The organism is Sporolactobacillus putidus (genome assembly GCF_014647035.1).
Classification (GTDB): Bacteria; Bacillota; Bacilli; order Bacillales; family Sporolactobacillaceae; genus Sporolactobacillus; species Sporolactobacillus putidus.
Genome location: NZ_BMOK01000022.1, coordinates 1 through 23,303, shown reverse-complemented (window position 1 = coordinate 23,303; position 23,303 = coordinate 1). Strand labels below are relative to the sequence as shown.

General features: G+C 45.1%; 23 protein-coding genes and 1 riboswitch. Of the genes, 16 read left to right on the top strand and 7 right to left on the bottom strand.

Annotation, left to right across the window (positions count from 1 at the left end):
* Nucleotides 1-25 precede the first annotated feature (25 nt).
* The 6 genes from miaB to IEX81_RS16010 all read left to right on the top strand — a co-directional run bounded on the left by miaB (nucleotide 26) and on the right by IEX81_RS16010 (nucleotide 8,105).
* Entirely contained in the window at nucleotides 26-1,513 is a 1,488-nt protein-coding gene (miaB, locus tag IEX81_RS16035) for a tRNA (N6-isopentenyl adenosine(37)-C2)-methylthiotransferase MiaB (protein ID WP_188805146.1), read from the top strand.
* Nucleotides 1,510-1,896, top strand: a complete 387-nt coding sequence (locus IEX81_RS16030) for a YlbF/YmcA family competence regulator (RefSeq protein ID WP_188805144.1) — start codon at nucleotides 1,510-1,512, stop codon at nucleotides 1,894-1,896. Before miaB ends, IEX81_RS16030 begins: the two co-directional genes overlap by 4 nt.
* 175 nt (nucleotides 1,897-2,071) lie before the next feature.
* On the top strand, nucleotides 2,072-2,638 hold the full coding sequence (gene cotE, locus IEX81_RS16025) for an outer spore coat protein CotE (protein WP_188805142.1): 567 nt from the start codon (nucleotides 2,072-2,074) through the stop codon (nucleotides 2,636-2,638).
* A 137-nt stretch (nucleotides 2,639-2,775) separates the two neighbouring features.
* Nucleotides 2,776-5,430 (top strand): DNA mismatch repair protein MutS, encoded by a 2,655-nt coding sequence (gene mutS, locus IEX81_RS16020; RefSeq protein WP_188805140.1) that lies wholly within the window; start codon nucleotides 2,776-2,778, stop codon nucleotides 5,428-5,430.
* A gap of 27 nt (nucleotides 5,431-5,457) precedes the next feature.
* The gene (gene mutL, locus IEX81_RS16015; protein ID WP_188805138.1) at nucleotides 5,458-7,344 is read left to right on the top strand and encodes a DNA mismatch repair endonuclease MutL; all 1,887 of its coding nucleotides are present in this window, start codon (nucleotides 5,458-5,460) and stop codon (nucleotides 7,342-7,344) included.
* 410 nt (nucleotides 7,345-7,754) lie between these two features.
* A riboswitch (SAM riboswitch) is annotated at nucleotides 7,755-7,860 on the top strand.
* A gap of 77 nt (nucleotides 7,861-7,937) precedes the next feature.
* On the top strand, nucleotides 7,938-8,105 hold the full coding sequence (locus IEX81_RS16010; RefSeq protein WP_188805136.1) for a Fur-regulated basic protein FbpA: 168 nt from the start codon (nucleotides 7,938-7,940) through the stop codon (nucleotides 8,103-8,105).
* Between the two features lie 507 nt (nucleotides 8,106-8,612).
* On the opposite strand, the gene IEX81_RS16005 is transcribed toward IEX81_RS16010, so the two are convergent.
* Nucleotides 8,613-9,782, bottom strand: a complete 1,170-nt coding sequence (locus tag IEX81_RS16005; RefSeq protein WP_229727658.1) for a phenylacetate--CoA ligase family protein — start codon at nucleotides 9,780-9,782, stop codon at nucleotides 8,613-8,615.
* Entirely contained in the window at nucleotides 9,775-10,914 is a 1,140-nt protein-coding gene (locus IEX81_RS16000; RefSeq protein ID WP_188805131.1) for a methyl-accepting chemotaxis protein, read from the bottom strand. The genes IEX81_RS16005 and IEX81_RS16000 overlap by 8 nt, the downstream gene beginning before the upstream one ends.
* A gap of 540 nt (nucleotides 10,915-11,454) precedes the next feature.
* Here IEX81_RS16000 and miaA point away from each other — a divergent pair.
* From miaA to IEX81_RS15955, 9 genes are all read left to right on the top strand, one after another.
* Entirely contained in the window at nucleotides 11,455-12,393 is a 939-nt protein-coding gene (gene miaA / locus IEX81_RS15995; protein ID WP_188805129.1) for a tRNA (adenosine(37)-N6)-dimethylallyltransferase MiaA, read from the top strand.
* Nucleotides 12,394-12,699: 306 nt separating this feature from the next.
* A complete protein-coding gene (gene hfq / locus IEX81_RS15990; protein ID WP_188805127.1) occupies nucleotides 12,700-12,933 on the top strand; it encodes an RNA chaperone Hfq in 234 nt (77 codons plus the stop codon).
* Between the two features lie 238 nt (nucleotides 12,934-13,171).
* Nucleotides 13,172-14,125: an AAA family ATPase gene (locus IEX81_RS15985; RefSeq protein WP_373292399.1), complete on the top strand. Its 954-nt coding sequence runs from the start codon at nucleotides 13,172-13,174 to the stop codon at nucleotides 14,123-14,125.
* A 25-nt stretch (nucleotides 14,126-14,150) separates the two neighbouring features.
* Nucleotides 14,151-15,401 carry a GTPase HflX gene (gene hflX, locus IEX81_RS15980; RefSeq protein ID WP_188805124.1) on the top strand — a complete coding sequence of 417 codons (1,251 nt, stop codon included), beginning with the start codon at nucleotides 14,151-14,153 and terminating at the stop codon, nucleotides 15,399-15,401.
* A gap of 4 nt (nucleotides 15,402-15,405) precedes the next feature.
* Nucleotides 15,406-16,686 carry a methionine gamma-lyase family protein gene (locus tag IEX81_RS15975; RefSeq protein ID WP_188805121.1) on the top strand — a complete coding sequence of 427 codons (1,281 nt, stop codon included), beginning with the start codon at nucleotides 15,406-15,408 and terminating at the stop codon, nucleotides 16,684-16,686.
* Nucleotides 16,687-16,790: 104 nt separating this feature from the next.
* Nucleotides 16,791-17,177, top strand: coding sequence for a MerR family transcriptional regulator (locus IEX81_RS15970; protein ID WP_188805119.1), 387 nt, complete (start codon nucleotides 16,791-16,793; stop codon nucleotides 17,175-17,177).
* A 63-nt stretch (nucleotides 17,178-17,240) separates the two neighbouring features.
* Nucleotides 17,241-18,575 carry a type I glutamate--ammonia ligase gene (gene glnA, locus IEX81_RS15965; RefSeq protein ID WP_188805117.1) on the top strand — a complete coding sequence of 445 codons (1,335 nt, stop codon included), beginning with the start codon at nucleotides 17,241-17,243 and terminating at the stop codon, nucleotides 18,573-18,575.
* Between the two features lie 492 nt (nucleotides 18,576-19,067).
* The gene (locus IEX81_RS15960) at nucleotides 19,068-19,271 is read left to right on the top strand and encodes a helix-turn-helix transcriptional regulator (RefSeq protein WP_188805116.1); all 204 of its coding nucleotides are present in this window, start codon (nucleotides 19,068-19,070) and stop codon (nucleotides 19,269-19,271) included.
* On the top strand, nucleotides 19,268-19,693 hold the full coding sequence (locus IEX81_RS15955; RefSeq protein ID WP_188805114.1) for a hypothetical protein: 426 nt from the start codon (nucleotides 19,268-19,270) through the stop codon (nucleotides 19,691-19,693). Before IEX81_RS15960 ends, IEX81_RS15955 begins: the two co-directional genes overlap by 4 nt.
* Before the next feature lie 278 nt (nucleotides 19,694-19,971).
* Here the strand turns inward: IEX81_RS15955 and IEX81_RS15950 are convergent, their stop codons facing one another.
* The 5 genes from IEX81_RS15950 to IEX81_RS15930 form a co-directional block, all read right to left on the bottom strand.
* Nucleotides 19,972-20,604: a DUF6944 family repetitive protein gene (locus IEX81_RS15950; RefSeq protein ID WP_188805112.1), complete on the bottom strand. Its 633-nt coding sequence runs from the start codon at nucleotides 20,602-20,604 to the stop codon at nucleotides 19,972-19,974.
* An 860-nt stretch (nucleotides 20,605-21,464) separates the two neighbouring features.
* Nucleotides 21,465-21,554, bottom strand: coding sequence for a YjcZ family sporulation protein (locus IEX81_RS15945; protein WP_188805110.1), 90 nt, complete (start codon nucleotides 21,552-21,554; stop codon nucleotides 21,465-21,467).
* 233 nt (nucleotides 21,555-21,787) lie between these two features.
* Nucleotides 21,788-21,940: a YjcZ family sporulation protein gene (locus IEX81_RS15940; RefSeq protein ID WP_188805108.1), complete on the bottom strand. Its 153-nt coding sequence runs from the start codon at nucleotides 21,938-21,940 to the stop codon at nucleotides 21,788-21,790.
* A gap of 479 nt (nucleotides 21,941-22,419) precedes the next feature.
* Entirely contained in the window at nucleotides 22,420-22,524 is a 105-nt protein-coding gene (locus IEX81_RS15935; protein ID WP_188805106.1) for a YjcZ family sporulation protein, read from the bottom strand.
* Between the two features lie 298 nt (nucleotides 22,525-22,822).
* Nucleotides 22,823-23,098, bottom strand: coding sequence for a hypothetical protein (locus IEX81_RS15930; RefSeq protein ID WP_188805103.1), 276 nt, complete (start codon nucleotides 23,096-23,098; stop codon nucleotides 22,823-22,825).
* Between IEX81_RS15930 and IEX81_RS16935 the strand changes: the two genes are divergently transcribed.
* Nucleotides 23,018-23,269 carry a YkoP family protein gene (locus IEX81_RS16935; RefSeq protein WP_373292398.1) on the top strand — a complete coding sequence of 84 codons (252 nt, stop codon included), beginning with the start codon at nucleotides 23,018-23,020 and terminating at the stop codon, nucleotides 23,267-23,269. The two genes, IEX81_RS15930 and IEX81_RS16935, sit on opposite strands and share 81 nt — an antisense overlap.
* The last annotated feature ends 34 nt before the right edge of the window (nucleotides 23,270-23,303 follow it).

Genomic DNA, 23,303 nt, shown 5'->3' with positions numbered 1-23,303 from the left:
ATGAAGTTTGAAAGGGGGCTTTGCTGTGGACGAGTCAAAATTCAACAAAGTGGATTTCTCAAAATATTTCCAGCCGCCTTCTCTCAAGGCGGCGAGAAGACGCCGCAGAGAAACGGTTCACATTATAAATGATTTCAGTATTCCAGGCGACATGAAGACGATCGGACGGGGCAAGAAATATCTGGTTGAAACCTACGGCTGTCAGATGAATGAGCATGATACCGAAGTCATGGCCGGAATCCTCGAAGAAATGGGTTATCAGGAAACAGCCGACGTTAATGACGCCGATGTCATATTGATTAATACATGCGCGATTCGGGAAAATGCCGAAAACAAGGTCTTTGGCGAAATCGGACATCTGAAGCCTTTGAAGCGGGAGAAACCGGATCTGATTCTTGGTATCTGCGGCTGCATGGCACAGGAAGAAACGGTCGTTAATCGGATCCTGCAAAAGCATCCTCAGGTGGATCTGATATTTGGAACACACAACATCCATCGGCTGCCGCAGCTATTGAAGGAAGCGCTCTTCAGCAAGGAAATGATCGTCGAGGTGTGGTCGAAGGAGGGCGATATCGTTGAGAATCTGCCCCAGTCCCGGCACGGGCATTTTCAGGCCTGGGTCAATATTATGTACGGCTGCGATAAATTCTGTACGTATTGTATTGTGCCGTATACGCGCGGCAAGGAACGAAGCCGCCATCCTGAAGAAATTATCGAAGAAGTGCGTGACCTCGCCCGAAAAGGGTATCAGGAGATTACGCTGCTCGGGCAGAATGTCAATGCGTACGGTAAAGATTTGCAGAATCCTGAAAATTACGGACTCGGAAATCTGATGGACGAAATCCGTAAAATCGGAATTCCGCGTGTACGCTTTACAACAAGTCATCCAAAGGATTTCGATGATCATTTGATCGAGGTGCTTGGCAAGGGCGGCAACTTGTGCGAACATATCCATCTTCCGGTACAGTCCGGAAATTCGGATATTCTGAAGATCATGGGCCGCGGCTACACACGCGAACGCTACCTGGATCTTTTCTATAAAATAAAAAAAGCGGTGCCTAACGCTTCATTTACAACCGACATCATTGTCGGGTTTCCTAACGAAACTGAAGAGCAGTTTGAGGATACGCTCTCTCTCGTTCGCGAGTGCCGGTTTGACGGTGCCTACACATTTATCTATTCTCCGCGCGCCGGAACACCGGCCGCCCGTATGCAGGATAATGTGCCTATGGAGGTCAAAAAGGAGCGGCTCATGCGGCTGAATAAACTGGTCGATGAACTCGCGGCAGAAAGCAATGCCCGCTATCAGGATCAGGTGGTTGAGGTGCTGGTTGAAGGTGAAAGCAGGAAAAACAGCGAAGTCCTTTCGGGGCATACACGGACAAACAAAGTGGTTAATTTCCGCGGTCCAAATTCACTGATCGGCCAGTTGGTCAATGTCAAAATTACGGACGCAAAAATGTGGTCGCTGGATGGTGAATGGCAGAAAGAACCTGAGGTTGCCGGACGATGAACAAGCCCTATTCAACAGAGGATATTTTGGCCAAAACTAAGATCATTGCGGAACACCTGTCGTCAGCGGAACAGGTTCGCTTCTACAGACAGGCTGAAGCAAAAATCAGTGCCAATCAAAAGGTGCAGCGTCTGGTCGATGAAATTAAAAAGCTCCAGAAAGAATCGGTTAACTTGCAGCATTTTCAAAAACACGAAGCGTACAAACAAAATGAGGCAAAAATTGACCGATTGCAGGCCGAACTGAATTCGATCCCTGTCGTTCAGGAATTCAGGCAGTCACAGGAGGAAGTCAATGATTTTTTGCAGCTGATGGTAAACCTGATGTCGAAGCGTGTAGCCGATGAAGCGGAGCGGCATCCTGAACCCCGGGAACAGGAATAATTATTTCCGGATCGTCAGCCGGGCTGCAGCGTTGATACCCTTTCATGAAAAAAGAGTTTGCGTTCGCCCTCTGCTAAGTCATTTTTTCGTCTGAAGGCATTTTTCTTTGCAATTCACACGTGTCATTCGCCCTGCATAACATGACAGTGAAGAAAGGCAAAGGAGGTTTGGACTTTTGGCAGAGAATGCTTACAGGGAAATTATCACAAAGGCCGTCTGCGGAAAAGGGAAGAAATTCAGTCAGTCCGCGCACACCGTGACACCAACGCATAAACCTTCGAACATCCTCGGATGCTGGGTCATCAATCATAAATTTAAAACACAATACCAGAAGGATGCAGTCGTTGTCGAAGGGACTTATGACATTAACACCTGGTACTCCTACAACAACAACACGAGAACAGAAGTGGTTTGCGAAACGGTCGGCTACCGAGATCGTGTGCCGCTGACTCTCCGCGACAAACAGGCGTTTTCAGATCGGGCAGATGTTTCGTGCCGTCCGCTTCAGGAACCGAATTGTCTGGAAGCGAAGATCGCACCGAACGGCAATAAGGTCGTGGCACAGGTTGAAAGAGAATTTCTGGTAGAGGTTATCGGTGAAACTAAAGTGAAAGTCAAGGTTGATGACGACGGGCTGATTGAGACTGAGGAGACAGAAGAGGATGAAGAGCTGGAAAAAGAATTGAGCGGGCTCGACTCGGAATTTCTCACAGATGATGATGATACTGAATCGGAAGAATAAGGGAGAAGAACAGATCTTCTCTCTTTTTTTTTATGAAAAAGCTTTGCTGATCCGCTGTTTTTACAGACAAGTAACAACGTACATGTGTGCTATAATTAATGGATAGGTAAAAGAAAGATGTTGGGGTGGATAATTGCATGAGCTATACACCGATGATTCAGCAATACTTGGCTGTTAAAGCGCAGTATCCGGACGCTTTTTTGTTTTTTCGGCTGGGTGACTTTTATGAAATGTTCTTTGAAGATGCGAAGAAAGCGTCGAAAGAGCTTGAAATCGCACTGACTTCGCGTAACGGCGGAAAAGATGAATACATACCGATGTGCGGCGTGCCGTATCACGCGGCCAAGCAGTATATCAAGGTTTTGATTGATAAAGGCTACAAGATTGCAATCTGCGAACAAATGGAGGATCCTAAGCAGGCAAAAGGGATGGTCAGACGGGAAGTGATTCAGATGATCACGCCCGGAACGGTCATGGAAGACGAGTCGCTTGAACCGAAGAAAAACAACTATCTGGCCGCATTGAGCGCATTCAGCGACGGTTCGTACGGATTCGCGCTGAGCGATCTGACAACCGGGGAGACAAAAGTCACCTTGATTTCGGGGTGGGACGGTGTGATTCAAGAGATCGATGCGAACGACGTACGCGAAATTGTACTCAATCCCGGTTTTGATAAAGAAAAAAAGGAGACGCTGACTGAACAGCTCAGTGTAACGGTTTCTGAAAATGAAAGTGATAAGGTCCCCGGCGAGCTGGAGGCAAACACGGCAGGAATCGATCAGGAAAAACTGCGTTCCCCGCTCGGCAGGCTGCTGAACTATCTCCAGACCACTCAGAAACGTTCGCTTGATCACCTTCAGCCTGCTGATGTCTACCATATTAATGAATACATGATGATTGACCCCCACTCGAGGCGCAATCTGGAACTGACACAGACGAACCGCGATAAAAAAACATACGGTTCGCTGCTGTGGCTGCTCGACGATGTCAAAACGGCGATGGGCGGCAGGCGGCTGAAACAGTGGATTGAGAAACCGCTGCTGAATCAGGAAAAGATTGAAGAGCGGCTGAATGCCGTGGAAGCGCTGAAAACGCACATGCTGGAACGCGAGACGCTGCGGGCGGCTCTTGGTGAAGTGTACGACCTTGAGCGCCTGGTCGGCCGCGTGTCGTTCGGGAATGTCAACCCGCGCGAAGTACTGCAGCTGAAGCGCTCGCTTGAGCAGGTTCCGCCGATTAAGCAGGTGCTTGCCGAGATCGGGGACAGCACCTTGGAACGCTACGGGCAAGAGATGGATCCGTGCGCCGATGTCCGCTCGCTGATCGACCGTGCGATCGTGGACGATCCGCCATTTTCCACTGCGGACGGCGGCATGATTAAGCAAGGATATGATGAGACGCTGGACCGCTACAGGGACGCCTCAAAGAACGGAAAACGCTGGATCGCCGAACTGGAGGCGAAAGAGCGGCAGGAAACAGGGATTAAATCACTTAAAATCGGCTATAACCGTGTATTCGGCTATTATATCGAAGTGTCAAGGCCCAATCTTAAACTGCTCCCCGAGGGACGTTATGAAAGAAGGCAGACGCTGTCCAACGCCGAACGGTTTATTACTCCGGAATTAAAGGAGAAAGAGCAGGTTATTCTCGAAGCGGAAGAAAAACGTGTCGGCCTTGAATATCAAATTTTCAGCGACGTACGCCTTAAAATCAAGGAACATGCGGCTCGTCTGCAGAAACTGGCAAGACTGGTAAGCAGCCTCGATGTGCTCCAGAGCTTTGCTTCCGTTAGTGATAGAAATGGTTATGTCGCGCCATCTTTTTCAAATAAAAGAGTCCTTAAAATCAAGAACAGCCGTCATCCGGTCATTGAAAAAGTGATGAAGGACGGCTCATTTGTTGCCAACGATATTAGTATGGACAAATCGTGCGATATGCTGCTGATCACAGGTCCGAACATGGGCGGGAAAAGCACATATATGCGCCAGGCCGCACTTGCGGCGATCATGGCTCAGATCGGCTGCTTTGTCCCTGCTGATCAAGCCACGCTGCCGGTTTTTGATCAGATATTTACCCGGATCGGAGCAGCAGATGACCTTGTCTCCGGACAAAGTACGTTTATGGTGGAAATGAACGAAGCAAAATACGCCCTGGCCCATGCGACCCAGAACAGCTTGATTCTGCTCGATGAAATCGGACGGGGAACATCGACGTACGATGGAATTGCTATTGCGCAGGCCATTGTAGAATATATTCATCAGCATATTTCCGCGAAAACTTTTTTCTCAACGCATTACCATGAACTCACGTTTCTTGAAATGAAGCTGTCGCGGCTGAAAAATATTCATGTCGGGGCCATGGAAGAAAACGGAAAAGTGATTTTCCTGCACAAAGTCCTTGATGGACAGGCCGACAAAAGCTACGGTATTCATGTTGCCAAGCTTGCCGGCCTGCCGGACAATCTGATTGAACGTGCCGATGAGATTTTAAGAGGGCTGGAACAGTCATCGGATAGCCATAAAGCCAGTGAGGAACAACCGGATTCCGTTCATGAACCGAAAGTGGTAGAGGAAATCGCAGCGACTGAGAGGAATTCATCTTTGGAGTCAGCAAATGAGGAAGCGGAACAATTGGCTTTCTTTGCAGACCCCGTTCCCAAATCTATGAAAAAAGGAATGAACGCGCGGGAGCAGAAGGTCATTCATCAGCTTGTCAGACTTGATCTGCTGACAATGACACCGATGGAAGCAATGAACCGGTTATATGCCTTGCAGAAAGAATTAAAGCAGTAAGAGATGCTTCAAAGGAGGGGCTGGAATATGGGTGTGATTAAGCGGCTCAGTGAATCGCTGGCCAATAAAATCGCGGCCGGCGAGGTGGTCGAGCGGCCGGCTTCGGTTGTCAAAGAACTTGTCGAGAACGCGATCGATGCAAATGCGACTTCAGTTACGATTGAGGTGGAAGAAGGCGGACTGAAAACAATTAAGGTCACCGATAATGGCCGGGGGTTCGCCTCTGAAGACTGCCTGATCGCCTTTGAACGGCATGCGACCAGTAAAATACACAATGATTCGGACCTTTTTCATATCCATACGCTCGGTTTCCGCGGCGAGGCGCTGCCCAGTATAGCGGCTGTTTCCTATCTGGAGCTGAAAACTTCAGACGGCGAAAGCCCCGGGACGCATCTCGTGCTGCAGGGAGGGCATGTCATCCAGTCCGGACTCGCCGAGAGCAGAAAGGGAACCGAAATTAAGGTCAGCCGGCTTTTTTACAATACGCCTGCGCGGCTGAAGTACCTGAAAAGCATTCACACGGAACTTGGCAAGATCACCGATGTCGTCAACCGGATGGCGCTCTCCTATCCGGGAGTCCGCTTAAGCCTGGCTCATGAGGGCAAAACGGTCTTTCAAACGAATGGCAGCGGCGAACTCAGCCATGTGCTAAGCGCCATATATGGCGTCCGCACGGCGAAAGCCGCGATCTCCTTTTCAGGGGATTCGCTTGATTTTCATGTTGAGGGGCTGGCCGTTCATCCGCAGATTTCTCGCGCCGGCCGCCAGTACGTTTACATTTTCATTAATGGCCGGTTTATAAAAAACTATCCGATTTTCGGCGCGATCATGGAAGGCTACCATACTCTGACTATGGTCGGACGTTACCCGATATGCGTGATTCATATAAAAATGGATCCTTCTCTAGTTGACGTCAATGTTCATCCGGCAAAACTTGAGGCACGAATCAGCAAAGAGAAGGACCTTTGTGTCCTGATTACTGAAGCCATTCGTTCAGCTTTTCACAGGGAACGCCTGATTCCATTGGTCAGTACGAAGGAACGTCCTGCCGATCGCCCAAAATCCGAGCAGCAGACTATGAATTTCTCACCAAATGTCGTGACCGGACCGGATCTCTCATTGGAAGAAGAGCCGGTCTCCGAAATGCGGAATTCCATGCCGCCTTCATTTATCGGAACGGAGCAGATTCACGAACCGGAACCGGAGCAAAGTGAATACGGCGATGAAGAACCCGAAGAAAAATATGAAGCAGCCGCCTCTTCTGAAACCTTGGAAAACGGCGCGGTGTTGCCGCAATCGCCGGAGATACAACCGGAACAGGAGCCGGCGCGGCGGATGCCGAAACTCTATCCGATCGGCCAGATGCACGGCACGTATATTTTTGCTCAAAACGAGGATGGACTGTATATTATCGACCAGCACGCTGCCCAAGAGAGGATCAAATATGAATATTACCGAGAGAAAGTCGGCGAAAACGCGCGTGAGGTTCAGGAACTGCTCGTTCCAATGACGTTCGAATTTACCGCTTCGGAATATGAAACCGTTCAGGAATACCGGGACTACCTGGATCAAATCGGTCTTCATTTCGAACCGTTCGGCGACCGGACGCTGATTATCCGCTCTCATCCGACCTGGATGCCGAAAGGACGCGAACCGGAGATGATCGGGGACATTGTCCACCAGCTCAAAGAAAGCGGGAAGATATCCATCAAGAAACTGCGTGAAAAGCTGGCGATGATGATGTCATGCAAACGTTCAATTAAAGCTAATCATTATCTGCGACCAGATGAGATTGAGGCGCTGATCGATTCACTCAGCCGGGCAAAAGATCCGTTCACCTGTCCCCATGGCCGTCCGGTTCTCGTTCACTTCACCCCTTACGAAATGGAAAAGATGTTTAAACGCGTGCAGTAAAAATTGTCTTGATCGCTCCATGATCTGAAAACATGATCATTCATGGGAGACAGAGATCAAATTTTATATGTTTTTATACTAGCTGGTGATTTGATCACTATTCCTACGAGCAAAATCCTTTCCCTGGGTGCTTATTATTTCTCTGGCAATATTATTATTCGGCAAATAACGTCAGAAATCACAATATTAAGATATCTTCAACTGTCTAAAATTGTCGAATCATCTCTGATTCGTCATTTGTTAATCCATCAATAGTGAAAGGCACGCCTCCACATAGACTGCCGTATTTCGCGTATAAAGTTTTTTTCCACACGGTTACACAGATTAAATGATAATAAATTATAAGTTGATACATCGGAATAATTAGTTTAAAATGAATATAATAATTAAATATGAATCGCTTTCTGAAAAACTTATCCAGAGAGGCGGAGGGATTTGGCCCTGTGAAGCCTCAGCAACCGGTCGGCTCGTGACACGGTGCTAATTCCAATAAGCAGATTGCTTTACAGATAAGTTGAGACCGTTAAAAAAGCCTTCTCTTCTTATTTTTGGAAGTGAAGGTTTTTTTCTGGCGGCAAAAGGAGATGTTTAGCATGAACAGTGTATTAAGGCGTACGGTCGAATTTAGACGCCAGCAATTGATTGACAGACTGATCGCTCTTGAAGTTTACAAGATCAACGGGAAGCATCTTTTTGAGTTAACGTTGACAGAACTAGAGGATAAATACCAGGCTGTTCGTTCACATAGTCATTCTCATTGAAAAGAACACGACGGACACCCTTCTTCAATAGGGGCGGAAAGTGTCAGGCATCTATACCTTGACTATCGCCTGACCGTTTGAGAAGTGCCAGTTAGTGGCATGTTCGTGCTTTCCGAGAGAGAAGGCAGTGCTATTCTGTAATTTATAAATTTAAACGATATTCCGAAATTTTCCGGAACAGTGTTGCTCTCCCGATACCAAGGGGGCAGCAGCATCTTCTTTCTTTTTTCCCTCGTTTTTTACTGGAAAACAGGTTATGCAGCCTTTAATCTTTTCAGAACGATATGACTGGCCCAAAAAATCCTGATACACAGAATATTTCGTAAAATAATGCGCAAGACGGTCAGGTATTTACCAGAAAAGCGAGAGATGTATGTCAGCAGTCCATCTAAACAGAAACGGAGAGAAAATATCCCTATTTTCTCTCCGTTTCTTCTTATAAGATCCTTTTTAGAAAAGCTTAGCTTTTAAACTTATAAATTGATTCATTTTTTTTGATTAATAAGGTTATTCTCTTTCAATGTGAACATACTTACTGTAAGCCGGTTTTCCAACCAGTTTCTTGATTGGAATAATATCCTCGATCCGAACATCAGCGTCAAGATCAGATTGTTCATAAATTTTATTCTTAATTGCATCACCTGAAACAGCTTGATCCGGAGTATATTGAAGAACGAGTGTCACTTTTTCTCCCTTTTGTTTTACTTTCCATAATAGCGGTATGTGGTCGAAAGAATAAATGAGCTCTTGCAAATCATAAAAAGTCCAGACTTTCCCATTCCAATTAATAATATTTTCATCTCTGCCATAATGAATCAGGATGGGGGTTTGATCATCACTGTTCGGATCTGCATCCCTGATCTCCAATAGATCATGGTTGTAGTAACGCAGCAGAGGCATTCCCTCTCTTGTCGTCGATAGAACACCGTGACCGCGTACCCCGTTACTAACGGGATGGCCCTTATCATCCACCACTTCAACTTTTACACCAGGATGATTTAATCGATAATTGCCATCCTCATCGCTCACAAATAATCCCCCCGTTTCCGTACTTCCAAAGAAAGTAAAAACGGGCACTCCCCAAAGCTTTTCGAAATATTTCTTTCGTTTTGGTGAAACTAATTCTCCGGCGAGAAGCAGGGCCCTTAATCCTTTTGTAGGGAAAGGGATGTGAAGCTGTTTTGCAACTTCATATATTTTTTCTGCTTCTGACGGCAGCAGTGCTAAAATAGTTGGTTTCGCTCTTTGCATGATCTCAACAACTCTTTGATCCGGTGTAATCAGGCTTGCCTTGTCTGCACCAATATGAGCCGCACCAACTTCCTGACAAGCCCAGTACAAAATAAAAGACGGTATTGCCAGTGCAAAAGGAAACCTGTTCAGCAGAATATCGCGCTCGTTCAGATTTAGTTTTGATTGAAGGATCACTTTGAATTCCTTTGTTACATCGGAATGGCTGTACCAACTCGGAGTCGGTGTACCTGTTGTCCCGCTTGTTTCATGATAAGTGGCAACCTCTTCAACGGGTACACCTAACAAATCATAGGCTGAAGCATTCCGAAGCTCATCCTTTGTTGTGAAAGGAATATTGTTCCAATTCGTTAAATCCACACCCGCTAACTTTTTTTGATAAAATTTTGATCTTTGTGCACTTGAAACAAAAACGCTATTATTCATTTCCTTCACTCCTTTTAGGGGAATAGTCAATGTTAGTTTCCAAAAGTTTCAATTTGTTTGCTGCTTCTTGGAATCTTGACTGGAATTCTTTCAGAAGCCCGTCCAATTGTTTGATCTTAGAGGTCCCCCCTTGCTGTACTTTCATGGTGAATTCTGTAATTTTACTTATCTCTTCTGTTCCTGCAGATAATTGTTCAATGGCGGCAGACATCTCCATAACTTGATCAGATGTGCCGCTAACCTCTTTCTTTATGGTTTCAAAATAGCTTTTTGTCCTATTCATCGCCGTCGCGCCCTCTGAGACTTTTTCTATACTGTCAGCAGCCATTTCAACGGCGATTTCCACTTTTGCTTGAATGGACGATAAAATGTCGGAAATATTTTCAGTCGCTGTCTTGGACTTATTTGATAATTTTCCTACTTCTTTTGCGACAACTGAAAATCCCTTTCCGTACTCTCCGGCTCTGGCAGCTTCTATATTTGCATTCAGTGATAGCAGGTTTGTTTCCTCATCAATGTCAGTTATCGCTTTAACAATTTGATTAATTTGGCTCGAATGATTCGCAAGGTCCTTAATCACTTCTGACAATCGTTTTACAATTTGTTGGATGGACTGCATCTGTGAAAGCATATTACCGATCAATTGATAACCTTCTTTTGCCGCATCCGATGCTTTTTGTGAAGTATTCGAAACCACCGCAGCGTTGGATGCAATCTGCTGAATACCGCCTGACACATCAGTCATGGTATCTGTACTCTTAACAACATTATTAGTTTGAATTGATGCACCTTGTAAAATATCTCCTGAAACATTATTTATTGCTTCTATTTGCTTATGTAAAGTAAGAGATATTTGGGTTATTTCAGACACTTGAGTTTTTATCATTTGAACTGTTTCACTTATCGGGGGATCGCATGCTTCAGCGCTTGATGGCTCAGTGGACGGTTCTTTTATTGTGTGTGTTGACTTATAAATGATCATAAACCCCACAATCATGGTAATAAAGGAAAGTACTTGTATAAGGCCTACCCATGAATTAAATCCTTCGCGGATATAAAAAGCCGTGAATAAGAAATTTGGGAAAATGAAAAGAGCAAGCATAACTATATACAGCTTTATTTTTGTGTTCATTCGTCATTCCCTTTCCCTTAGTAATCATATTTGGTTAACACTATTAATATCGACAGGTCAATGAAATCGTTTAGCTTAAAATTTTAATTAAAACAGATGAGTACCATCTTTTTCGTCAGTACAGTTGTGTGTCATCGTTCGACTCCGTTATCTTGGAATGGATTAATTTTGGAAATAAATCGTTAACCAATTTTTATTCATCCTTTTTTAATTTTTTTGCCGGATCATCTGAATAGCAGTTCCAAATGGCCGCTGCTCATGAAATCTCTGTAGTTATGGTATACTTATGCATGGTTGACTTTAAGGACGGCTATGTGAAAAATGGTGTGAATCCAGATGATTGTTGAATCCTGCACGCGAAACACGGTCCATATGCACCCTGGTGCTTTGATTCAAGTGGGCACCATTTCATGAAACGCAGAGTATAGAGCAAGTGTACTTTCTAACCGGAAGCTTATGGATTGTGCGTATGATTCAAGAATCAAAAGTTAGTTAACAGAGCTTAAGAATAAAATTACCAGCATTCAGGGAGTTTGTTTGATGCGCGATAAATTGATTGCGATTGTCGGCCCGACAGGAGTCGGCAAAACAAAGTTAAGTATTATAGCGGCAAAGCATTTCGGCGGCGAAGTGATTAATGGAGATGCCTCCCAAGTGTACCGCGGGCTGGATATCGGAACGGCAAAAATCACTCCGCATGAAGCAGAGGGTGTACCTCATCATTTGATCGATATCCGTGATCCTGAAGAAGAGTACACAGTGGCGGATTTTCAGCGTGATGCACGTCTTGCTGTCCGCGAAATCTCAAGTCGCGGAAAACTTCCGATTCTGGTGGGCGGCACGGGATTTTATGTGAAGGCCGCACTATTCGATTACCGTTTTTCCTCGATTGGAGCGAATCAGGCGTATCGAAGGGAAATGGAGGCTTTTGTGGAACAGGAGGGAGGAGAAGCGCTGCATGAGAGACTCAAAGCCGTCGATCCGGATTCTGCAGTACGCATTCATCCCCATAATGTGGTACGTGTCATGCGGGCGCTGGAAGTTTACCGTGAAACAGGGAGGCCTTTCAGCGGTCAGCAGCTGGCGGTGCCCGGGGCCCCCATTTTCGATGCGGTTCTTGTCGGGCTGACAATGGAGCGCAGTCTGCTCTACGAGCGGATTAATCAGCGTGTCGATCAAATGATGACGGATGGTCTTCTTGATGAAGTACAGAGCCTTTATAAACGTGGCCTCCGCGAATCCAAGGCCCTTCAGGCGATCGGCTACAAAGAGTTTTTTCCTTATTTTGAAGGCAGTATTTCTTTGGATCAGGCGATTGATCGGCTGAAGCAGAATTCGCGCCGCTATGCCAAGCGGCAATTCACATGGTTTAGAAGACAGATGAACATTCACTGGTTTGAAGTGGATGACTCTATTTCAGGCTTTTCCAAGGTAGCCGGGGATGTTCTCACATTTGCTGAAAAAAATTTGAAAAGATAGACGGAGCGCCGGTAATTTTTCTAAGCCTTTATCAGGCAAAATAGTCATAAGAAAAATTAGCCATTGTACAACCTGTTCCATCGAGCACTTTGAAAATTGTTTTAGTCTGTTATGTTAATAACAGCGATTTCTGGCCATACTTTGCAAATGATGGAAAATTAAAATATAATCAATATGAGGTCTTTCTGTGACTGGATTGATTTTCTTCCTTCTCAGGAAAAAGATCGTGCAAAAAATTTTATTTTTGCAGGAAAGTTCACATTGGAGTCGAAATACCTTTACTAGAGAGAAAAGAGGAGGAATAAAATGAAGCAGTCGATTAATATCCAGGATACGTTTCTTAATCAATTACGTAAAGAGGGTACCTTTGTAACCGTTTTTCTTGTTAGCGGTTTTCAGCTGAAAGGCAAAGTGAAGGGTTTTGATAATTTTACTGTTCTTCTGGACAGCGATGGCAAACAGCAATTAATTTTTAAACATGCCATTTCTACTTTCACCCCATCAAAACCTGTGAATTGGACAAGTCAGGAAGAGTCATAATAGATTAACGGAGAGGCAGCGATTGGTGCTGCCTTTCTTGCTGTTTTTTGTTTTCCCGTATTTTCCACCTTCTGAATGCCGCCCGTAAATCATAAAATGATCTAGCTCTCTATTTCTCCAGGTCTAACATCTGGGCAGCGGGCGATTGTCACGGAGCAGTCACAAGCGGCGTATACATAATCGAACGCAGGCATTAACGTCCGGACTTGCGCCGAAAAACAGCGAGGTGATCGGAATCGTGCGGGAGGCCTATACATTTACACAGAAAAGCCAGATCAATGTCATATTCAATCAGAAAAATGAGCCAAGTGCTGCCACACCTTTTCCTATCGAGGAAAAGGTGAGCCACGCACCGCTTGAGAAGCTGGAGGAAAAACTGGACCGGCTCATCGGAATGGATGAAGTAAAGCATATGGTGAAAGAACTTTATGCCTGGCTTTACATCTACAGGAAGCGGGAGGAAGCGCAATTAAAGGTGCAGAAACAGTCTTTTCATATGCTTTTCAAGGGCAATCCGGGAACAGGGAAGACGACGGTTGCAAGGCTGATCGGTGAACTGTTCCGCGAAATGGAGATTCTATCCAAAGGCCATCTGATTGAGGCGGAACGGGCAGACCTGGTCGGTGAATACATTGGGCAGACCGCACAAAAGACAAGGGAACTGGTCAAAAAGTCGCTCGGAGGCGTTCTTTTCATTGATGAAGCCTACTCGCTGGCACGGGGCGGCGACAAGGATTTTGGAAAGGAAGCCATTGATACACTCGTCAAGCAAATGGAGGATCACAAAGACGAATTCGTTCTCATTCTGGCGGGCTATTCTAGTGAAATGGAAGATTTTCTGCAAATGAATCCGGGGCTGCCCTCCCGTTTTCCCATGATTTTTTCTTTCCCGGATTTTTCCGGCGGAGAGCTCCTGGCCATTTCCCTTCAGATGATCGGAGAACGTGAATATCGGATGACGGCGGAGGCGCAAAAGAAGCTGTCCCGCCATCTGTACCAAAAAATGATTGATCATGAAAGACAGTTCAGCAACGGACGCTATGTCCGCAATCTCGTTGAAAAGATGATCCGCCAGCAGGCCGTCCGCCTGGTCAGGGAGGGAAACTATGATCGGGAATCGCTTCTGACCATTCGGGCATGTGACATCGTCTTCGATGATGCGAAACAGGTTTCCGGCGCCGACGGAGCATAGAGAAACACCTGGAAAGAGGACGTTTATGGAAAATGTGATACTTGTCGGCTGCCAGATGCCGCACCAGTCTGATGATCGGTTTGAATCCTCACTTCAGGAGCTGGAATCACTGGTGAAAACAGCGGGGGGCCAGGTTGTTGCCGTATCGACACAGAAAAGGCAGCAAATCGATTCGGCTACCTATATCGGGAAAGGAAAGGTTCAGGAACTGGAAGCCTTGGAGAAACAGCTGGGGGCGGACGCCGTCATTTTTAACGGTGAACTTTCTCCCGGACAGCAGGGCAGGTTAAGCGCGCTTTTTTTTGCCAAGGTGCTCGACCGGACACAGCTTATTCTTGACATCTTTGCGATGCGGGCACGCTCGCGGGAAGGGAAACTTCAGGTGGAACTGGCTCAGCTGAACTATTTGCTTCCTCGTCTCAGCGGCATGGGCGACTCTCTTTCACGGCTGGGAGGCGGAATCGGCACGCGTGGGCCGGGTGAAACAAAGCTCGAGTCTGACCGGCGTTATATCCGGAACAGAATGAAGGATATCAGCAGTCAGCTTAAGACCGTGGTGGAGCACCGGAAACGATATCGCGACCGGCGCACGGCCAATGATCAATGCCTTGTGGTACTGGTCGGATACACAAATGCGGGTAAATCAACTCTGTTCAATCAGCTGACATCCGCCCATACTTTAGAAGAGAACCAATTGTTTGCGACCCTTGATCCCCTGACCCGCAGATTGAAACTGCCGGACGGGTTCATGTGTCTACTGTCTGATACGGTCGGATTCATTCAGGATCTTCCGACACAGCTTGTTGCTGCTTTTCGTTCGACCCTCGAAGAAATCACAGGGGCCCGACTGATCGTACATGTTGTCGATGCTTCAGATCCCGATTTGATCGCCCGGGAACAGATAGTCAGTGCCTTGGTCGCCGAACTTGGTGCCGATGATCTTCCGGCTTTGACGATATATAATAAAAAGGATCTTTTAAAAACAGCATTTATCACACCGAAGGAAGCACTGCTTGTATCCGCACGCAACGCCGATGACGGCGATCGTATTTTACGTGCCATTCAGAATAGGCTGATCAAGCAAATGGTACCTTTCAAATGCCGGATTCCGGCAGATGACGGAAGGCTTCTGAATGAGATTAGGACGCGCGCAGTGCTTGAAAAAAGGACGTTTATTGAAGAGACACAAACTTACGAAGTTGAAGGTTTTGTTTTTCCTGAAACACCGCTCGCTTCAAAACTGATTAAAAACACGGTCTCAAAAGACGGGGAGTAATAAGATGTATGGTGATTTAACTTATGGAAGAGAGCTGCAGCGGCTTGCCGAATCTGTCGACCGGCAGATTGAAGAGAAGACGAAAGCGATTGACCGGATTGCCCAGGAGAATCAGTTTCGTGTACTTTCCAGTTTCCGAAAGAATAAAATCAGCGACGCACATTTCAGCGGAACAACCGGCTACGGTTATGATGACTTCGGCAGGGAAGGTATTGAAGCGGTTTATGCGGACTGTTTCGGCGCCGAGGCGGGACTTGTCCGCACGCAGATGATTTCCGGAACCCATGCAATCACGACGGCACTTTTTGGCGTGCTCAGGCCAGGCGATGAACTCATGTACATAACGGGAAATCCTTATGACACGCTCGAGGGCGTGATCGGAATCGCTGAAGGCGGGCACGGATCATTGAAGGACTTTGGCATTGGTTACAGAATGCTCCCGCTCAAAAACGGGCGGATTGACACGGAAGCTGTCAGCCTTGCAATTAAACCCAATACAAAGATGGTTGCCATTCAGCGTTCCTGCGGCTATGGAAACCGTCCGTCGATTCCGGTTCATCAGATCGGCCAAGCCATTTCGGCAATCAAAAGCGTTCATCCAGGGATCATTGTATTTGTGGACAACTGTTATGGTGAGTTCACCGAAACCATGGAACCCTGTCATGTCGGCGCTGACCTGATGGCCGGTTCTCTGATTAAGAATCCGGGAGGAGGGCTTGCGAAAGTCGGCGGCTATATTGCCGGCCGTTCCGATCTGGTGTCCATGTGCGCTGAACGCCTGACTGCACCGGGTCTCGGCAGAGAAGTCGGTCCTACTCTCGGCGGTCTGACTGATCAATACCAAGGCTTTTTCCTTGCGCCGCATATCGTTGCACAGGCGCTGAAAGGGGCTGTTTTTACAGCGGCCTTTATGGAGCGGCTGGGCATGGAAACATCTCCTTCATGGGAATCTGTGAGGACCGATCTGATCCAGAGCATCACTTTTCGTGATCCGGATCAGATGACAGCCTTCTGTCAGGCCGTGCAGATGGCCTCTCCGATTAATTCGCATGTTTTGCCTTTTGCAAGTCCAATGCCAGGGTATCAGAGCAAGGTAATTATGGCCGCTGGCACTTTTGTTCAGGGAGCAAGTCTTGAGCTGACGGCGGATGGCCCGCTTCGTCCGCCCTATACGCTTTATGTTCAGGGGGGACTGACGTTTGAACACGTTAAAGCCGCAATGATGATCGCCGTCAATCATCTTGCCGAAAATCATCTGATTGATGTAGGGCATGCTCAATTGTGACAAAACTATTAAATGTATATCATCACCTGTGAGATAAGCTAACATTGTTTGACAACATTTATGTCGAACGTTATAATGTTTCTAAGAAGGGGGCGTGAAGCGATATGGACAACAATGTACGCCGCTCAATGCCTTTGTTTTCGATGGGTATTGTCCAGAAACTGACAGGTTTAACCGCAAGGCAGATCCGCTATTACGAGGAAAATGAATTGATCCATCCAGAGCGTACGGCGGGCAATCGTCGCGTTTTTTCATTTAATGATGTTGATCGATTGCTGGATATTAAATCCCTTCTGGACGAAGGTGTTAATCTGGCTGGTATTCGTCGCGTTCTGAGCGAGAAACCTGTTGAAGCGAACCGCCCTGTCGAGGACAAGAAAGCAATGTCGGAAGCCGATTTAATGAAGTTTCTGAAAACTGAACTGGTCAGCGCCGGCAAATTTGGCAAATCTTCGTTGATACAAGGAGAGCTCTCACGGTTTTTCAAGTGAGTTTGCTCCCTGTGTATATAAATTTTTTTGAAAAATAGAACTTATTTTTGGGGAGGATCTCGAATGGCAAAGTTTACAAAGGAAGACATCATTTCTAAGGTAAATGAAGCAAACGTTAAATTCATTCGTTTGCAGTTCACTGATTTGCTCGGAATCATCAAAAACGTAGAGATTCCGGTCAGTCAGCTTGAAAAAGCGCTGGACAACAAGATTATGTTCGACGGCTCTTCAATCGAAGGATTCGTAAGGATTGAAGAATCGGACATGCTTCTGTATCCGGATTATGACAGTTTTGTCGTATTTCCTTGGACGGCAGAAAAAGGCAAAGTTGCCCGCATGATCTGTGATATTCATAAACCGGATGGCACGCCATTCCCAGGGGATCCTCGCAGTGTACTTAAAGCGCAACTTGAAGAAATGAAAAAGCTTGGCTTCACAGCATTTAACATCGGACCGGAACCTGAATTCTTCCTGTTCAAGATGGATGCTGAAGGAAAGCCGACGCTGGACTTGAATGACAACGGCGGTTACTTCGATCTGGCACCTACGGATCTTGGCGAAAACTGCCGCCGTGATATTGTGCTGGAACTCGAAGATATGGGCTTTGAGATCGAAGCATCGCACCACGAAGTGGCTCCGGGCCAGCACGAAATTGACTTCAAATATGCCGACGCCGTGACAACTTGCGACAACATTCAGACGTTCAAGCTCGTTGTTAAAACGATCGCTCGTCAGCACAATCTGCATGCCACCTTCATGCCGAAACCATTGTTCGGTGTTAACGGTTCAGGTATGCACTCCAATATGTCTCTGTTCAAAGGCAAAGAAAATGCTTTCTATGATGAATCTTCCAAGGACGGACTCAGTGAAACAGCAAGGGCCTTTATTGCTGGTGTTCTGAAACATGCCCGTGCATTTACGGCTATTACCAACCCGACCGTCAACTCGTTCAAACGGCTTGTTCCCGGTTATGAGGCACCGAGCTATGTGGCATGGTCTCTCAGCAACCGCAGCGCACTGATCCGTATCCCGGCTTCCCGCGGGCTGAGCACACGCATTGAAGTCAGAAGTGTTGACCCGGTAACCAACCCTTACCTCGGAATGGCTGCAATGCTTGCTGCGGGTCTCGACGGTATCAAAGAGAAACTGACTCCTCCGGATCCGGTCGACCGCAGTATCTATGTCATGGACGATGAAGAACGCGAAAAGCTCGGTATCCATGATCTCCCGGCTGATCTGAAAGAAGCATTGGCAGTCTTTAATTCGGATCCGGTCATCACCGCTGCTCTCGGCGAACATACCGTTTCCCGTTTCAACGATGCAAAGGAAATTGAATGGGATATGTTCCGCACACAAGTTCACGCTTGGGAACGCGAACAATACCTCGAACAATATTAATCCATTAAGAACTCTCAAACCCCTTGGCGCTCTAAGCGTTGAGGGGTTTTTGATTTATGTTTTTATCGGGGCAAAATAGTATAAAATACATTTTTCATTTGTTTTGTCCCGAAGTTGCCTCGAGATTTAAATTTTATCCGTACGTTTTTTAAATTTTTCGATGGAGTTATCCTGAGTAATACCGCTGCTATGAGAGTAAATTTTTTCTGAAATTTACATGGAACTGTTCCTCAAGCGGCGTTTACATATCCTTCATCAATACTCCTGATTCAGCATCAGGACCGTATGAGTATCTCTAAGCGAGTAGATGCTTAACTCAGGTAAATCAACTTTTTTTAAATTCCGTTTGAACGCATTGAAATGGGATTATTCATATGATCAGAGCAGGCAGAATTCATGCCTGCTATTTTTACGGAAAGTTTACTTTACATTTTGAGTGCTCATGATATACTAAAAACAGGGAAAGCCTACTTTCCATAAAGGAGCGAAAATGTGAAAAATCGTTTAGAAGAAATACGAAAGCAACACGGTATAAAGCAGGAGGATCTGGCGAAAGAACTTGAAGTATCAAGACAGACAATAGGTTCACTTGAAAACGGTCGATATAATCCGTCAATAATATTGGCATTCAAAATAGCAAAATACTTTAACATGAGCATTGAAGAAGTTTTTATTTATGAGGAGGAAAAAAAATGAGGGGTATTCATTACATTACATCTACAATTGGATTATTGCTGCTGGGTATAGGATTTTACCTTGTTAAAACAGTTATTGAGCCGCAAGGAATGATGAAGACACTGCCATATATGTGTGTTGGTTTAGGGTGTGGCTTTTTTGGCCAAGGTATGGGAGAAATAGTCCGCCGCAGAGCATTGAAAAATTATCCTGACATTAGAAAACAGATAGAAATTGATAGGCATGATGAACGTAATACTGCTATTGGAAATCGGGCAAAAGCGAAGGCATACGACCTAATGAAATTTACATTTGGTGCTTTAATGATTGCATTTGCTTTAATGGGTATTGATTTAGCAGCCGTTCTTCTTTTAGCTTTTGCCTACCTATTTGTTTTAGGATATGGCATTTACTATCGCTGCAAATATGATAAAGAAATGTAGGGTAGGAGAGCATAACTTGTAATTAATACACATATTTTCAAATTTAACGTCACGACAGCCACAAGCTGAAAAGATCCTACTTGGCGACGTACACTTTATTGAGGATAGAACATCTGATAATAAAAATTTAGTCCTTTATCCAACTTCAGCATTCAATTATAAAGATAATAAAATAAACACATGCAGAGGGAAGTATAGCCAGACTATAAGATAGATAAGAGCATAAGAGTCTCATCTAAGCATATTAGCAATCCGGAGGGCGAATGATTCGATGAAACTCAGTTTGCTTTATCACTGGCTGGCCTGATGCCCTTAACTGCTTTTTTCCTTATATTCGTCATGATTCTCTTTGGTCCGTTTCTCCTCTCTGAATGTACTGCTTTTTCCAGCTCACCCAGAAGTATGGTAGCGGCACTGAATGTTGTGATCCACGCGCCTTTTGTTTCAAACGGACTGATATAAGACAATGGTTCCTTGCTTCTTAGTCTGCTGTCTGCGCCCAGAGCGATCATGAAGTTCCCAAGAACTGACGCTGTGTTCCCAATAACAAGATAATTTTCTTTCCAGGCGTTTTGATCAGTAAGAATGACGATGCCCCCCAATACTTGATTCAGGCTATTAAACTTAAAAAATTTCAACCTTACATAAGGATCCTGAAAGAGAATGAAAGCGAAAACGCTGATTACAAAACCAAGAGCCTCCAGCTGTATTCCGAATTTATAAGGACTCCCTTTCGGATGAAATTCCGCTACTAATGTATCTCCGTTTATTTGCAGGAGACTTCCATAGAAAAGGAGGGCATCCCGGTTTTTTTGCGACTTCCTTATTGACGGCGTAAGCCCAACAGCGACAAAAATTTTACCAAGGACGACAGAGGAGAGGGCACTCAGTTTCAATAGCTCGTTTTTCAATTGCAACCCTCCTCTGTCCTATAGGGAACCTTGGTAGAAAAAGGTTGAAAGGAATTATCTTGTGAAAGAATCATTGTGTTTAAGAAATACTAAATATAGTCAACCAATTATTGAGAAAGTGAAAAGTTGCTTTTGGGATTCTTATTTTCAACTAGTATCAATCTTTCGAATGAAGATAAGACAGTTTATCAACAATCAAGTGAAGGGAAAGTTAAGCTTTTCCTTGCTGTCATTTTCAAACACGTTACCTGCGGATAGAGATGGGACGTGTGTATCTTTATTATATTAACGGGCGAAGAAAGGGTGACGCAATGAGCGGAAGCGCTTCATAAAATCGTACAGTGAAAAAATATATTTTTAAATGCTGAAGAAATAATGACTGACTTTAACCTTTAAAAAATTGGGGTAAATGGTTGGCGAAAATGCGGACAAGGGTCTCTGCCTCGAACTGAAAATATCCAATTTACCGAGACGCAGCGTTGCATTTAAGGAAGTTACGTCAACTTCGGGACGATGAAAAAAATTTTCACCGCGGTAACAATGATTCTCACGACTCGGATAGATTTAATCAAGCCTTAAGTCTTAGTGAAGGATCGCACAAAAGAACGATGGAAAAAGGAGGAAAAATTGTTATACTTTCAAAGTAAGCAATACCCCCCAAGATTGAAGACTCTGAAAAGAGTCTTTTTTTAATTTGCAGGTACGTTTTAATCTACGCCACCCGTCATAATAAAGATAAAAAAAGGAAGTACTGAATAAGTTGGCAAAGTAAGTAAATATGTAATCAAGGGCACCTAGTCTAAGGTGCCCTTTTCTCAAAGGAGGTCTGATATGGGTGCTTATGGATACGGCGTTTATTTTTAATAAACGAAAGCAGTGCCTACAATGATCAACAGAATGAATAAAACGACAATCAGGGCGAAACCGCTGACGTGACTGTATCCATCCATGAGTGACACCTCCTACCACGTGATAATGCAATATATGAGTGAACGGGCATACGCGTGAGGGACAAATGAAGGAGTATAAACGACCATTTTAAAAAACTATTTGCAGACAGTTGGGCACGTCAGAAATTCTCCTTTAATTTAGCGCTTAAGAAGGGCACTGACGCAAAGTGCCCTTAAAGTAGTGAATTGAAGTGTATTATTGGTGTGGCGATGAAAATGGTTTTTAGCAGTCATCAATAAACAAAAGTTGCGCCGACAATAATCAACAGAATGAACAGGACAACAATTAAAGCGAATCCGCTTCCGAATCCGTAGCCGCCATAGCCGCCGTATCCGTATCCACCCGGACATCCGCAATATCCACCAGAATAGGGCCGGTTAAACAAAGGACACACCTCCTTATGATTAGTTCATCGGTTTGCAAAAGATAATGAATGAGATCCCTTATTTACAAAAAGAAGGGATATCCAAACATAAAGGGTGGCTGGACAGGAGGATAGTACTAAGAAAATCCCTCCAAGTCTAAGATAAGGCTGGTGAAACGGCGGATAAAAGTACAAACAGGGTTTAACCGGCTGTCATCTTTTATCGTGCCCATTGCTTCACCACCCGTTCATGTTTAGTGATTGGACGTTTTATTCATATGCTCGTCGGCACGATGGAGAGCTTTTCCTTCAGAAAATTAGGCGTGTGATTTAACTATTTGAATGTTCATCTGCGCACGATCGATCGAAGGGCCTGTTTTGTAATGAAAAAACACAGCGAAGGGACCACTGTGCTTTTGAATAGCGTTTGAACACCCAGTGTAAACTATCCTCATCTGAAGGAGGATCCGGGCATGAATGCCGCCCTCTCCGCAACGCTTTTAATAGCAGAAAGCGGTACCTACAATAATCAACAGAATGAACAGAACGACGATCAGAGCAAAGCCACTTCCGTAGCCATATCCACCGGTAGCAGGATAACCCAATGCATACACCTCCCATCACGTGATAGTATAGTATATGAGCACAGGGGCTTGAGTGCAAGGGTATGAACAGAAACATTAGCCTATTTCTTTGCATGGAAAATCAGAAATAGGGACCGGAACGTAAAAAGCGACGTCATCTTTGATATTTATCTGAAGCCATGAAGATTATAATATTGTTCCTATTTATGTAAAAAATGAGGATTTTCGACAACACTAAAAAATTTGTGTCACAATAATAATGATCTATTGAAAACCCTTGAAGCTTGCACCAAGGGTTCACGGTTTTGACTAAAGTCGATTAAGCAATCAAGCTTTTCTTCTTCAGTAGCTCATAAGCCCTGTTCATCGTGAATTCAGTTTCACAAAAAATCGTACCACTTATGAACAATTTTTGTTCGGTACTGATCATAACTTTTTTCAACGGGATTTGCGCTTTTGCTTTTATGTGATTAAATTGTACGAATCCGACTAAAGAAAGGGGAGAAAAACGAAAATGAGCGGATATGGAGACAATCTGAAGCTTTTTAAGAAGTGCCTTTTGGGCGTATGGTTTGTCTGGGAGAAGTTCTATCATAAATCTCATCACTTAACACTAAGAAATGCCGAAGATTTGTTGTACTATAAGATAAAACCTTATCACGGACATTCTCTGATGCTTAATGACGGCGAAAGGATACATCAAGGGGATTTAATTTTTGAGCTGCACTTTAATAACTGGACAGTCAAAAGTTCTCAGCGACTATGAAATCAGTAATTCGTCCTCTGATGCAGGTGTTTCC